The 13,214-nt window shown below is 73.4% G+C and carries 12 protein-coding genes and 1 pseudogene; 3 read left to right on the top strand and 10 right to left on the bottom strand.

The features are described from left to right. The first annotated feature begins 68 nt into the window (after positions 1-68). On the top strand, positions 69-1,301 hold the full coding sequence (locus ACYUD3_RS03300; protein ID WP_470963142.1) for a serine hydrolase domain-containing protein: 1,233 nt from the start codon (positions 69-71) through the stop codon (positions 1,299-1,301). 4 nt (positions 1,302-1,305) lie between these two features. Here the strand turns inward: ACYUD3_RS03300 and ACYUD3_RS03295 are convergent, their stop codons facing one another. The 4 genes from ACYUD3_RS03295 to ribA form a co-directional block, all read right to left on the bottom strand. Further along, complete coding sequence (locus ACYUD3_RS03295; protein WP_470963139.1) at positions 1,306-2,457, bottom strand: saccharopine dehydrogenase family protein; 1,152 nt, start codon at positions 2,455-2,457, stop codon at positions 1,306-1,308. Between the two features lie 71 nt (positions 2,458-2,528). Next, positions 2,529-3,578 (bottom strand): saccharopine dehydrogenase, encoded by a 1,050-nt coding sequence (locus ACYUD3_RS03290; protein WP_470963136.1) that lies wholly within the window; start codon positions 3,576-3,578, stop codon positions 2,529-2,531. Further along, entirely contained in the window at positions 3,575-4,720 is a 1,146-nt protein-coding gene (locus ACYUD3_RS03285) for an NAD(P)/FAD-dependent oxidoreductase (protein WP_470963133.1), read from the bottom strand. Before ACYUD3_RS03285 ends, ACYUD3_RS03290 begins: the two co-directional genes overlap by 4 nt. A 103-nt stretch (positions 4,721-4,823) precedes the next feature. Then, positions 4,824-5,483, bottom strand: a complete 660-nt coding sequence (ribA, locus tag ACYUD3_RS03280) for a GTP cyclohydrolase II (RefSeq protein WP_470963130.1) — start codon at positions 5,481-5,483, stop codon at positions 4,824-4,826. Between the two features lie 20 nt (positions 5,484-5,503). Between ribA and ACYUD3_RS03275 the strand changes: the two are divergent. Continuing rightward, a pseudogene (locus ACYUD3_RS03275) lies at positions 5,504-6,181 on the top strand (creatininase family protein); the annotation flags it as partial. On the opposite strand, the gene ACYUD3_RS03270 reads toward ACYUD3_RS03275, so the two are convergent. The 5 genes from ACYUD3_RS03270 to ACYUD3_RS03250 form a co-directional block, all read right to left on the bottom strand. After that, positions 6,154-7,569, bottom strand: a complete 1,416-nt coding sequence (locus ACYUD3_RS03270; protein WP_470963127.1) for a lysylphosphatidylglycerol synthase transmembrane domain-containing protein — start codon at positions 7,567-7,569, stop codon at positions 6,154-6,156. The pseudogene ACYUD3_RS03275 and the gene ACYUD3_RS03270 sit on opposite strands and share 28 nt — an antisense overlap. Then, complete coding sequence (locus ACYUD3_RS03265) at positions 7,569-8,729, bottom strand: hypothetical protein (RefSeq protein WP_470963124.1); 1,161 nt, start codon at positions 8,727-8,729, stop codon at positions 7,569-7,571. The genes ACYUD3_RS03270 and ACYUD3_RS03265 overlap by 1 nt, the downstream gene beginning before the upstream one ends. Then, positions 8,726-9,955, bottom strand: coding sequence for a glycosyltransferase family 4 protein (locus ACYUD3_RS03260; protein WP_470963121.1), 1,230 nt, complete (start codon positions 9,953-9,955; stop codon positions 8,726-8,728). Before ACYUD3_RS03260 ends, ACYUD3_RS03265 begins: the two co-directional genes overlap by 4 nt. Further along, positions 9,952-10,350, bottom strand: coding sequence for a 6-pyruvoyl trahydropterin synthase family protein (locus ACYUD3_RS03255; RefSeq protein WP_470963118.1), 399 nt, complete (start codon positions 10,348-10,350; stop codon positions 9,952-9,954). The genes ACYUD3_RS03260 and ACYUD3_RS03255 overlap by 4 nt, the downstream gene beginning before the upstream one ends. Before the next feature lie 145 nt (positions 10,351-10,495). Next, complete coding sequence (locus ACYUD3_RS03250; protein ID WP_470963116.1) at positions 10,496-11,470, bottom strand: zinc-dependent alcohol dehydrogenase; 975 nt, start codon at positions 11,468-11,470, stop codon at positions 10,496-10,498. A 108-nt stretch (positions 11,471-11,578) separates the two neighbouring features. Here ACYUD3_RS03250 and ACYUD3_RS03245 point away from each other — a divergent pair, with 108 nt between their 5' ends. Next, entirely contained in the window at positions 11,579-12,418 is an 840-nt protein-coding gene (locus ACYUD3_RS03245; protein ID WP_470963113.1) for a CDP-alcohol phosphatidyltransferase family protein, read from the top strand. Between the two features lie 92 nt (positions 12,419-12,510). On the opposite strand, the gene ACYUD3_RS03240 is transcribed toward ACYUD3_RS03245, so the two are convergent. Next, the gene (locus ACYUD3_RS03240; RefSeq protein ID WP_470963110.1) at positions 12,511-13,194 is read right to left on the bottom strand and encodes a YcnI family protein; all 684 of its coding nucleotides are present in this window, start codon (positions 13,192-13,194) and stop codon (positions 12,511-12,513) included. Positions 13,195-13,214: the final 20 nt, after the last annotated feature.

Raw genomic sequence — 13,214 nt, 5'->3', positions numbered from 1 at the left:
AGCGGGGCGGCTGCGGAACGATCTCAGGGCGGGATGATCCGGACGAGGTCATCCGCCCGAGGAGAACGATGGCGCTGCTGCGGCAAGAGGTCGACCCCGAAGAGGCCGGGCTCGATCCCAAGGTGCTGGGCCGGCTGGACCGGTACATCGCGCACGAGGTGGACGAGGGGCGGCTGCCCGGATATCTGCTCAGTGTCGCGCGCGGCGGACGGGTCGCCCATCTCACCGTCCACGGACGGCGGGACGTCGCCGCCGGGACGCCGGTCGAGGCGGACACCCTCTGGCGGATGTACTCCATGACGAAGCCGGTCACCTGCGTCGCCGCGCTGCTGCTCGTCGAGGAGGGCCTGCTGTCGCTGGACGACCCCGTCGGCGACCACATCCCCTCGTTCGCCGCGCCCCGGGTCTATGTCAGCGGCTCCGGACAGGAGTTGGTGACCCGCCCGGCGGACGGTCCGGTCCTGGTCCGCCACCTCATGTCGCACACCGCCGGGCTGACGTTCGCGTTCTACGGCGCCCACCCCGTCGACGCGCTGTACCGCGAGGCCGGACTCGACTCGGCGGTCGCGCCGGGCACCGACCTCGCGGGCACGGTCGACGTGTACGCCTCCCTGCCCCTCCAGTTCGAGCCCGGTACGCAGTGGAACTACTCGGTCTCCACCAATGTGCTGGCCCGGATCGTCGAGGTGGTGTCCGGGAAGCCTCTGGACGAGTTCCTGGCGGAACGCATCTTCCGGCCGCTCGGGATGGCCGACGCCGGGTTCTGGGTCGAGGACGAACGGGCCCACCGGCTCGCCGAGTTGTACGGGGAGGGCGAGGACGGGCGGATCGAGCCGATCGCCGGACTGCCGCTGCGGGGCGGCCGGCCCCGGTTCCTCTCCGGCTCCGGCGGACTCGCCGCGAGCGCCCACGACTTCCACCGGTTCATGGAACTCCTGCGCCGCAAAGGCGAGTTGGACGGCGTACGGCTGCTCTCCCCGGCCGGTGTCGGGCTAATGACGGGCAATCAGCTGCCCGGCGGCGCTGATCTGCGGACCTTCGGGAGCCGGCCCGCGCACGACGAGCCCAGCAAGGACGGGATCGGCTTCGGGTTCGGCGTCTCCGTCGTCATCGACCCGGACCGCACCAAGGCGCCTGCGGGGATGGGGACTTACGGCTGGAGCGGGGTCGCGACCACGACGTTCTGGGTCGACCCCGAGCACGATGTGACGGTGCAGTTCATGACGCAGGTGCGGCCCCGTGGGTCGCACGCGCTGTATCCGGAGATAAAGCGGTTCGTGCACGAGGCGCTGATCCGGTAGGCGCTCACCCCGCCCGCTGCGTGAACTCCAGCCCCTCCCCCGCCAGTTCGTTCAGCCACTGCTCGGAGCGCGACGCCGTCTCGGCCGCCCGGGAGAGCCCGGCGGGCAGGGTGCCGTCCAGGATGTGGCGGACGCCGAGCGCGAGGGGCCGGGAGACCGTGTGGGCCATGGCGCTCTCCTCGGCCGTGCCCAGCCGGTCGAGGAGGTAACTCCCCGACCAGTCACGGCCGTTGGCCCCGCGTACGGTCAGCGCGACCGACAGGACGACCCGGTCCCGGTCGTCCGGGGTCGTCGGATGCGCCGCCGCCAGCTCCCTTGCCAGCTCGGCTATTCGGCCCTCGTCCCCCTTGCGCAGCTCCGCGAAGACCGGCTCCCACGCCCGCCGCCAGCCCGCGAGCCGCAGGGTGCCGCGGACGAACGCGTCGGCCGTCCACCCCGGCGGCAGGTCGTACTGCCCGACGAACGGCAGGCTGTCGCGGTTGGGGTAGGCCTCGAAGGGCTCCCCCGCGAGGTCGAGGACGCGGGTCGCCTCCCAGGGCCGGGCGACGGTCGTCTCCGTGCCGCCCTCGATGTAACGGGCCTCTGTCCGCAGCGCGTTGAGGACGCCGAGGGGCGCCCAGCTGAAGCGGTAGCGGAAGTCATTGGGGACGGCCGGCAGGCCGCCGCAGTACGACAGGAAGCTGTAGAAGGCGGCGTTCTCGGCGCCGATCTCCGCGCGGGCCTTCGCCACCAGGCTGTGCGCGAAGAGGTGGTCGAGGCCGGGGTCGAGGCCCGCCTCGGTCAGGACCGTCACCCCGGCCGCGCGCGCCGCCTGCGCCTGCGCCGCGACCTCGGCGGAGACGTAGCTGGAGCAGGCGAAGTGGGCGCCTTTCCCGATGCAGGCGGCCAGCAGGGCGGGGTGTTCGGACGCCGGGAGCATCGACACGACCACGTCACCGGGGGCGAGTTCGGCCGTCAGGGCGGCCGGGGTGTAGGCGCGCGGCTCGGCGCGTCCGGCGAGGTCGAGCCGGGCCAGGGCTTCGGCGGCCCGGTCCTCCGTGCGGTGCCAGAGGCGGACGCGGGCCGCGTGGCCGGTGAGGCGTGACAGGCCGCTGCCCGTGGACAGGCCGGCGCCGATCCAGTGGACCGTGCCGCTCGCGGGGACCCTCGTCGACACGGGCCGTTCTCCCTCCATCGGACCTACAGGTTTCGCGGGTTCACCCTTCGCGAATTCACACAGTGCGTCAACTACCCCTCGTCGATACCCAGTTCACCGCTGACCGACGCGAACCGCGCCAGGCACCGCCCCCAAGGCCCGCTGTCCGTACGGAAGTCCAGCAGCTGGGGCAGCAGGCTCGCCGAGAAGTCCGTGCTCGACTCCAGCGGCAGCAGCGAGGGGAGGTTGTCGATCGCGATCAGGTCGAGCGGCGGCGAGGTGTGCAACCGGCGTACCGGGGACGTCCATTCGGTCGTGCGGTCGTACACCGGCAGGACGTTGAGCGGGGAGCCGACGTCGCAGGTGACGTCGGCGAGGGTGCGCAGACGGCGGGTGGCGTCGGTGACGTCCTCGGGGCGGACGAACGGGGGTACCGGGGTGGTCGCGAGGACGCAGTTGACCAGGAGATCGTGGGCCAGCAGGGCCGTGCGGTCCAGGTCCCTCGTCTCGGCGAGGTCCCAGGCCGTGGGGTCGATGCCGGCGGCGGTGAGGGCGGCGCGGGCGCCGTGGCCGCTGCGGCCGAGGGCGCCGATGACGAGAGCCTTGATGGCCTCGTCGCCCTGGGCGGGGGCGAGTCGGTCGTTCAGGGTCTTCTCGTCCGTCGGCGTCAGCTCTTCCGGCAGCCGGCCCCGGTGGTGCAGGACGGCGAGCGCGGCGCCGAGGTAGCCGGCCCAGTAGCCGAAGGCGGCGAGGCGGCGGCCCTGGTCGTCGGTGAGGTATTCGAGGTCGAGGAGGGCGCCGCCGCCCTTGGCGAAACGCCTCAACAGGGCTTCTGCGCCCGGCTGTTGCTTGTAGGCGTGGCCGAAGAAGATGTGCCGGTGCGTCAACTCGCCGGGTTCGTCGGGGAGTTCCTTGAGGCCGAGGATCACCGCGTCGGCCGGCGCCGACACCCACGAGCCGGCGGGGGCGACTTGGGCGCCCGATGCCTCGTACTCCTCGGCGGGGAAGATCCGCTGGGGGGAGTCCTCCACCGTCAAGGTGATGCCGTGGGCGGTGAGTTGACGGGCGGCGGCGGGGACGACGGGGGTGCGGCGTTCGCTGCGGCGGGGTTCGTGGCGGAGCCACAGGTGAAGGGCCGTCATACGCGGTGGGCCTCCGGGCGCGGGGCGTCGGCGGCGAAGCGGCCGGCGCTCAAGGGGGTGACGTCCACGAAGGGTACGCGGCGCAGGAACAGGTCGCGAACGACCTCGCCGACGGCCGGTCCCTGGAGGAAGCCGTGCCCGGAGAAGCCGGTGGCGTACAGGAACCGGGAGACCGAACTCGCCTCGCCGATCAGGGCGTTGTGGTCCGGGGTCTCCTCGTACAGGCCGGCCCAGCCGCCGGTGCGGCGCAGTTCCAGCAGGGCGGGCGCCCGGTGTTCCATCGTCTCGACCAGGCGGGGGATCCAGCGGTCGTGGGTGTCGGTGGCGAAGCCGGGGCGTTCGTCGGGGTCGGACATGCCGATGAGCAGACCGGGGCCCTCGGGGTGGAAGTAGAAGGTGGTGTGGAAGTCGATCGTCATGGGCAGGCCGGGCGGGCGGCCGGGGAGCGCCTCGGTGACGGCGATCTGGCGGCGCAGCGGGCGGACCGGGAGGTCGACGCCGGCCATCGCGCCGACCGCCTTCGACCAGGCGCCGGCCGCGCAGATCACCGCGGAGGTGGTGATGCGGCCCAGCGTGGTGTGCACGGCCGTGATCCGGTCGCGGCTCTGCTCGATGCCGGTGACCTCGGTGCGGCGCAGGACGCGGGCGCCCAGGTCGCGGGCGGCGGCGGCATAGCCGTGGACGACCGCCTCGGGGGTGCAGTGGCCGTCGTCGGGCGAGTAGGCGGCGGCGAGCAGTCCGTCGGTGGTGATCAGCGGGTTGAGGCGCCGCGCCTCGGCCGGGTCGATGAGGCGGCTGGGGACGCCGAGGGCGTTCTGGAGGGCCACGCTCGCCTCGAAGGTCTCGACCTCCTGCGGGGTGCTGAGCAGGAAGAGGTAGCCGGTGCGGTGCAGGCCGATGTCATGGCCGAGTTCCTCGCCGAACCGGGCGAAGGACTCCAGGCTGCGGGCGCCGAGCCGGATGTTCAGCTCGTCGGAGAACTGGGCGCGGACCCCGCCGGCGGCCTTGGACGTCGACCCGGCGGCGAGTTCGTCGCGTTCGACGAGGACGACTTCGGGGACGCCGGCCGCCGCGAGGTGGTAGGCGATGCTGGTGCCGATCACTCCGCCGCCGATGACGACGACCGATGCATGCGTGTGCACGCGGGCTGCTCCTTAACTCCTCTTGCTGCGCTCGGTGGTGGCGCTGCGCGGCGGCCCCGGCCCGGTCGCCGAGGCCGGGGCCGGCGGATGCCGGCGTCCTGCCCTACGACCAGTGCGCCACGGCGTCGAGGTGCGGCAGGTGGTGGTCGAGGCGCTCCCGCTTGGTGCGCAGGTAGGTGATGTTGTTCTCGCACGGCGGGATGAGCAGCGGCACCTGCTCGGTGACCTGGATGCCGTTGTCCGTCAACGCCTCACGTTTGCGCGGGTTGTTGGACATCAGCCGGACCGAGCGCACCCCGAGGTCGCGCAGGATCTCGGCGGCGACGCCGTAGTCGCGGGCGTCGACGGGGAAGCCGAGGGCCACGTTCGCCTCGACCGTGTCCAGCCCCTCCGCCTGGAGCGCCATCGCGCGCAGCTTGCCCAGCAGGCCTATGCCCCGGCCCTCGTGACCGCGCAGATAGACGACGACGCCGCGCCCCTCGGCGGCCACCGCCCGCAGCGCGGAGGCGAGTTGGTCACCGCACTCGCAGTGCTGGGAACCGAAGGCGTCCCCGGTGAGGCATTCGGAGTGCAGCCGGGTCAGCACGCCCTCGGCGCCGATGTCGCCGTAGACCAGGGCGACTTGTTCGTCACCGCGGTCGTGGTCCATGTAGCCGACCGCCTGGAATTTGCCGTAGACGGTGGGCAGCGGGGCATTCACCACCCGTTCCACGCCCGTGCGCTGCGGGGTCTTCTTGCCGAGTACGCCGACTTTTTCTGTCATGATCTGGTTCCTCAGGTCCGATGGTGGAGTCGAAAGGGCGGGAAATGACGGGTAGTTCAGAAATACGGGCGGGTGTGTTTCCGTTGGACACCACCGATGACGTACGGACGCGGGCGGCGGGCGTCTCAACTCAGGTCGCCGTTCTTCCCGTCGGGAGTTTCGAGCAGCACGGTCCGTATCTGCCGCTGGCCACCGACACGCTGGTCGCCTGCGCGATCGCCTCGCGGATCGCCGCCGCGTATCCGGTGCACCTCCTTCCGCCGGTGTCCCTCGCCTGTTCGCACGAGCACGCGGACTGGCCGGGGACGGTCAGCATCTCCTCGGTGACGCTGCACGCGGTGGTGCGGGACATCGCGGATTCCTTGCGCCGCGGCGGAGTCGAGGCCCTGGTCGTGGTCAACGCGCACGGCGGGAACTACGTGCTCGGCAATGTCGTCCAGGAGGCCTCGGCGCGCGGGGAGCACATGGCGCTGTTCCCCGCCGGGGAGGACTGGGAGGAGGCCCGGGTGCGGGCGGGCGTGGAGACGTCTTTGCTGACCGACATGCACGCCGGGGAGATCGAGACGTCCATTCTGCTGCACGCGCATCGCGAAGTCGTCAGGCCCGGCGGGGAATCGGCCGACTTCACCGCCGACGACCGCCGTCATCTGCTCACCTCGGGAATGTCCGCCTATACCGATTCGGGGGTCATCGGCAGGCCTTCCCTGGCCTCGCCGGAAAAGGGCGAGCGTTTGCTGGCGAGCCTGGTGGATTCTTTCGGCGCGTATTTCTCACTGCTCACCTCTCGGGCGGAAGCGGCTCGGGGGGAAACGGGGGGCTGAGGGTTTTCCGTGGGCTGGGGGCGGTCCGGGACGGGGAGTCGCCCCTCGGTCCGCGCCCCGGGCGTCGTACGCGTCCGTGCCGTCTGCCACCAGCGGACCACCAGCACCACCGCGCCCGGCAGCGCGGCGGCGAAGCTGAGGACGCCGTAGACGACGGCCACGGAGAAGCCGGTGGTGGCGCCGAGGCCGGCCGCGCCGAAGGACCAGGCGGTGACGCCCTCGCGGGGGCCCCAGCCGCCGACGTTCAGCGGCAGGCCCATCGCGAGCAGGGCGAGCACCGCCAGCGGGAGCAGCGTGAGCGTGGGGGCACCGGAGCCGGCGACGCGGGCCGCCAGGACGAACATCCCGAGGTGCCCGGCCAGGACGATCACCGAGGACAGCGCCACGCCGGGCCCGTTGCGCCGCGACAGCAGCCCCTCGCGCGCCTCCCCCAGCGCCGCCCGCAGCGCCCGGCCGCGCCGGGAGGGTGCGGTGCGGTTCATCCGTACGGCGGCCAGGACGGCCAGCGCGCCGACGCCCGCGAGGAGGGCGAGCGGCGTGACGTGCCGTACGTCGGCCATGACCGGGGAGGGCAGCGCGAGCAGGATCGCCACGCCCGCGCCGGCCAGGGCGAGCTGGCCCGCGGTGCGTTCCCAGAAGACGGCGCGTACGCCGCGCCCGATGTCGCCCTCGCTCTGGCCGTGCCGCACCGCGCGGTGGACGTCGCCGAGGATGCCGCCGGGCAGCGCCGCGTTGAGGAACAGCGCGCGGTAGTAGTCGGCGACGGCCGCGCCGAGCGGCAGCCGGATCCTGAGCCCGCGCGCGACCAGCGCCCAGCGCCAGGCGCTGAACACGGTGGTGACGACGCCGATTCCCAGCCCCGCGAGGAGAGTTACCGCGTCGATCCGGCGCAGTCCGTCGAGGAAGACGCCGGTGCCCATGCGCCAGAGGAGGACGGCGATGATGGCGAGGCCCGCGGCGGTGCCGAAGTGGGTGCGCAGGAGAGCGAGAGCTTTCCGGGACGCCGGTTTGCTTGCGGGGAGGGCGAGTTCGGGGCTGGGGGGCTTGGGGGGCGCCGACTCCTTTGCGGGGAGCGCGAGTTCGGGGGCAGGGGGCGCGGACTCCTTTGTGGGGAGCGCGAGTTCGGGGCCCGGCGAATTCGGCGCCGCCGACTCGGCCTCCCCTGGCGGAGATGGTGCGCGGCCGTCTCCCCCGGCACCGGGCGGGACCGCCCCCGGACGCGCCTCCACCGCGTCCGGGGCCGCTGTCGCGCTCCCCTCGGCCATCAGGCACCCCCGGTGGGGCGGGCCAGGGCGAGGAGGTCGGTGTGGTGGACGGTGACGCGGAGTTCGCCGGCGGCGTTCGCGGCGAGGCGGGCCGTCAGGTACTCCTCGGCCCGGTCCGCCAGTTCGGGACGCTGCTCGACCGCCGCGCCGACCCAGCCGCGCAGCCACTGCGCGGTGAGCGCCGACTCTTCGGAGCCCAGCCGCCAGGGGCTCGGGTGAAGCTTGACCGTGGCCCCGCGTGCGCTGAACGCCGCCGCCGCGGCCTCGACCGCGTCCGGTCCGAGCAGGCCCTCCCGGCGCTGGTGGTCGTTGAACGCGGCGGCGATCCCCGCGTCCAGCGGCAGCTCGGGGAAGAGGTCGACGCGGCCGGCGACGGACAGTGTCAGCAGCGCCGGGCAGCCGGCGCCCGCGCAGGCCGCCGCGAGCGTGTCGACCTCCTCGCGGGTGAGGACGTCGAGCAGCGCGGAGGCGGTGACGAGGGAGGCGCCGGTCAGCGCGTCCGGGGTGAGCCGGGCGACGTCGGCGCGCCGGGTCTCCACGGTCACCCGGCTGCCGTCGGCCGCCGCGCGCGGAGAGGCGACGGCCGCGAAGTGCAGGAGGTAGGGGTCGCGGTCGTGCAGCACCCAGTGCTGCGCCCCGTCCAGCCGGGGCGCCAGCCAGCGCCCCATCGACCCGGTCCCGCACCCGAGATCGTGCACGACGACCCCGGCCGCCCGCCCGTTCGGCAGATTCGCGAGCCGTATCCGCAACGGGTCGAGCAACTCCAGCGCCCGCGCCCCGGAGTCGGCCCCCTCGCGCAGCTGGAGCCACTCGGGGGCGTAGCGGGGCGGATCGTCGGGCCCGGCCTCACGCAGCCGTACGGTGGAGCGTTCCTCGGAGGGGGCGACGGGGCCGGCGCCGGGGATGACGGAGTCGGTGGAACTCGGGGCGGGGGCAACGCCGTTCACGCCCGACCCGGAGATCGCGCCGCCTGCCGCTTCGGGGGCGCTCGCCGAAGTCGCCCCGGTGGCAAGACCGTTGACGTTCGCGGAACTCGCGCCCGCCGCAAGCCCGTTCGCCCCGGCCCCGGCAACGGCAGCGCCGCCCCCCGCATCCGCCCCGACCCCGCTCATCCCGGCCCCCATCTCCTCGCCCCGCCCCATCACCATCGCCTCGCTCATGCCGCCCTCCAGGACTCCTGCGGCAGCCTGCTCAGTACGCCCGCCAGGCTCTGGGCCGTGGACGCCCAGCCGTTGAGGGACGCGCGCCGGCCGCGTGCCGCCGACTTCAGCCGGCGGCGTACGTCCGCCTCGTTGAACCAGCCGCGCAGCTCTGCCGCGAGGGCGGCGGGGTTCTCCGGGGGGACGAGGATGCCGGGGACGCCGCCGTCGGGGGCGCGGCCGACCGCCTCGGGGAGGCCGCCGACGTCCGTGGCCAGCACGGGAATGCCCCGGGCCAGCGCCTCCGTGACCGCCATGCCGTACGTCTCGGCGTACGAGGTCAGGACCATCAGGTCGGCCGCCGCGTAACTCGCGTCGAGTGCCGCGCCCGCCTGCGGCCCCGCCAGGTGGAGGCGGTCGCCCAGGCCGTGGCGGGCGATCAGCTCCCGCAGGTGGGCGACGTATCCGGGGTCCTGGTCGACGCCCCCGACGAGCACGCAGCTCCAGCGCAGATCGGTGACCGTGGCGAGCGCCTCGACCAGCCGGTGCTGCCCCTTGCGCGGCGTCACGGCGGCCACGCACAGCAGCCGCGAGACGCCGTCGGTGCCGGAGGCGAGCGGGGCGATGTCGGCGCCGGGGGCGGCGACGTGCACCTTCTCCGGGGCGAGCCCGTGGTGCGAGACGAGCCGCCGCACGGCCCAGTCGCTGGTGGCGATCACGGACGGCACCGCCCGCAGCACCGCCCGCTCCTTGGCGTCGAGTTCGGCCGCGACCTCGGGCGCGAGCCCGGTCTCGTCGCCGAGCGGGAGGTGGACGAGGACGGCGAGCCGCAGCCGCTCGGCCTCGGGCACGACGATCTCGGGGACGCCGCACGCGACGATCCCGTCGAGCAGCACGACCGCCCCGTCGGGCAGCTCCCGCAGCGCGCGGGCGAGTTGAGCCCGGTCCTCGGCGGCGGGGCTCGGCCAGTCACCGGCGGCGAGGACCTTGCGGACCTGCCAGCCGAAGCCGGGGAGGTCGAGGCAGAGCCGGCGGTCGTAGGCGTTGCCGCCGCTCGGCCGGCTCGGGTCGTCGACGCCCGCGGGGAGCACGAAGTGGACGGTCCGCAGGGACATGGGGATGAGGTCGCCGTTCTTCCGGACGGGCGCGGGCTGCGAGGGGACGAGGCCCAGGCGGGCCGGCTTGTCGGCGCTCTTCTCCAGCCGCACGGGACGGCCCGGCGCCCGCTCGATCGTCACGTCGGTCACAGCGCACGCTCGTAACTCGCCCAGGCGATGTGCGACTCGTGCAGCGCGACGGAGATCTTCTCGATCCCCCGGGCGCCCTCGCCGAGCGCCCCCTTGTGGATCCGCTCGGCGAGCCGGTCGGCGATGACCTTCGCCAGGAACTCCGTCGAGGTGTTGACCCCGGCGAAGTCCGGCTCACTGTCCAGATTGCGATAGTTCAGCTCCGCGACCACGGCACCGAGCTCCTGGCTCGCGAGCCCCATGTCGACGACGATGTTGTCGTCGTCCAGCTCGGGTCGCCGGAAGGTGGCGTCCACCAGGAACGTCGCTCCGTGCAGGCGCTGCGCGGGTCCGAAGACCTCGCCGCGGAAGCTGTGGGCGATCATGATGTGATCGCGGACGGTGACACTGAACAACGGACGACCCTCCAGGTGCGGCGCCTCTGGCCCCCGGCCGAGGAGTGGCCCGGGGTGCCGTGTAGTACGGCTCTTCGCTTCCCCGTGTTCAGCCCTCTCTCACTCTTTTCTCAGGTCAGGCTGTACGCGTTGGCGCGAAACCTGTTCACGCCGGATACCTCACCCGGTGGCACAGCGCCGGGATCTCGCCCGACGCGAGCTTCGGCATCACCTGCGGCAGCTCCTCGAATCCGCACTCCCCGGTGATGAGGGCGTCCAGCGCGGGATCGGCGAGCAGCTCCAGCGCGAGGGCGAGCCGGTCGTCGTAGGAACGGTGGGCGCGCGCCGGGGCGACCGTGCCGACCTGGCTGCCCCGGATCGTCAGCCGCCGGGAGTGGAACGCCTCGCCGAGCGGCAGGCTGACGCGGCGGTCGCCGTACCAGCTCAGCTCGACCACCGTGCCTTCGGGGCGCAGGAGTTCGAGGGCGCGGTTCAGGCCGGCCTCGGTGGCGCTGGCGTGCACGACGAGGTCCAGGTCCCCGGCCGCCTCGTGCGGGAGCGCGAAGTCCACGCCGAGCTTGGCGGCCGTCCGCGCGCGCGCCGGGTCGGCGTCGACGAGCTGCACCTTCACGCCGGGGAAGCGGGCGAGCAGCGCGGCGACCGAGCAGCCGACCATGCCGCCGCCGACCACCGCGACCCGGTCGCCGACGAGGGGGCCCGCGTCCCACAGGGCGTTGACGGCCGTCTCGACGGTGCCGGCGAGGATGGCACGTTCGGCCGGGACATTCGGCGGTACGACGATCACACGTTCGGCTGGTACGACGTACCGCGTCTGATGCGGGAACAGACAGAACACCGTCCGCCCGACCAGTTCCGCGGCGCCTTCCTCGACCACGCCGACGTTGAGGTACCCGTACTTCACCGGGCCCGGGAACTCGCCCTCCTGGAAAGGCGCGCGCATCGCGGCGTGCTGGCTCTCGGGGACCCCGCCGCGGAAGACCAGCGTCTCGGTGCCGCGGCTGATCCCCGACCACAGCGAGCGCACCAGGACCTCGCCCCCGGCGGGCCCGCGCAGCGCGCTCTCGCGGATCTCGCCCGCGCCCGGGGAGCGGAGCCAGAACGCACGTGCTGCGCTCTTCATGGAAGACCTCCTGAACGATCGGGAACTGGTTCACGTACCGAGTGGCGGCACAGGCCGCGCACAGTACGCGGCGTTGATCGACTCTGTCACTCGGCCGGAGGATGTGCGGTGGCCCTGAACAACACGTACGACGCGAAGCTGGTCCAGCAGGAGACCGCCCTGGGGGCGGGCGTGCAGGTTCTGCTGCTGGCCCTGCTCGGCTCCGGGATCGGGCTCGGCCCGGCGGGCTGGGCGTGCGGTCTCGTCTTCGCCGTCGCCACCTGGGCTCTGCTCTCCGGCGCCTGCCACCGCTCGGGGCTGCGCTCCTTCGGTCCCGCGAACCGGGTCACCCTCGGCCGCGCGACCCTGGTCGGCGGGGTGACGGCGCTGGTCGCCGACTCCTTCGAGTCCGCGCCGCCGGTCACGCTCCTGGTCGGCCTCACCGCCGTCGCGCTCGTCCTGGACGGCGTCGACGGCAAGGTCGCCCGCCGCACCGGCACCTCGACCGCCCTCGGCGCCCGCTTCGACATGGAGGTCGACGCGTTCCTGATCCTCGTCCTGAGCGTCTACGTCTCGACCCAGCTCGGGCCGTGGGTGCTGCTGATGGGCGCCATGCGGTACGTCTTCGTCGCCGCCGCGTACGTCTGGCCCTGGCTGAACGCCGCGCTCCCGCACAGCATGGCCCGCAAGACGGTCGCCGCGATGCAGGGGGTGTTCCTGCTGCTGGCGGGCTCCGGGCTGCTGCCGTACGCGGGGAGTTTCGCGGTCGCGGCGGTCGCGCTGGGGGCGCTGGTGTGGTCGTTCGGGCGGGATGTGGTGTGGCTTTACCGGGAGGCGCGGGAGTCGCGGGGGGCCTCGGGGGCCGAAGCCGGCGCGCCGGAGGCGAAGGTGGTCGTTCCTCAGGTGGTGATCCCGGCGGTGCTTCCGGCGGTGCTTCCGCAGGAGGCGGGGGTGCTGGCCGCGCGCTGAGCGTGCCTGGCTGTCGCTGAGAGGGCCCGGACTCCCGCGGGGGGTTGTCCGGGCCCTTTCGCGTGCGGTGACTGTCGCGGCCAGGCCTGCGGTTACGACCTCGGCTTGCGCGCCCGTGCCACGGCGAACCCTCCGGCCCCGAGCGCGACCGCGCCCAGCGCCAGACCGGCGACGCCCATCTCGCGGGCCGCCGAGTCGTGGTCGGCCGCCGTCTTGGCGACGGGGGCCGCGGAGACGGTCCCGGCGGCGGAGGTCAGTTTGAGGACGGGCGCCGGGTTCTCGGGGTCGGCGTCGCCCTGTCCCGCCTCCTCGATCCAGCGGACGGTCTTGCCGTCGTCGTAGGTCTGGAGGGTCTTGAAGGTGAGGGCGGCGGTGTCCTCGGGGAGCTGGCCGAAGGCGACGTCGAAGTCCTCGAACCGGCCCGGGCCGATCTTGCCGCCGGTCCAGGTGACCTCGGAGACGGCGTCGGTGATGGTGCCGTCGTCGGTCTTGACCGGGGTCGCGAGCTTGGCGGTGGTGACCTTCGGGGTCCAGCCGTCGTGCGCGCGGACCAGGACGCCGAGGACGGGGTGGTCGGTGGGCAGGAAGACCTGGACCTGGGTGGTGCTCGCCTTGTCGTCCTCGTTGGGGACGCGGAAGGTGAGCGTGCCGTCGGTGGCTCCCTTGGCGTAGCTGTCGGGGTGGACGGTGACGTGCGCGGAGGCGACGCCGGCGGTGACGAGCACGCCGGTCGCGGCGAGCGCGACGGCGAGGGCGGCGGTACGTGTGCGGATCATGGAAGTCGTGCTCTCCGTAC

The organism is Streptomyces sp. AMJ-169 (genome assembly GCF_055597585.1).
The sequence above is the reverse complement of the archived record's forward strand: the minus strand, read 5'-3'. Positions and strand labels throughout refer to the sequence as shown.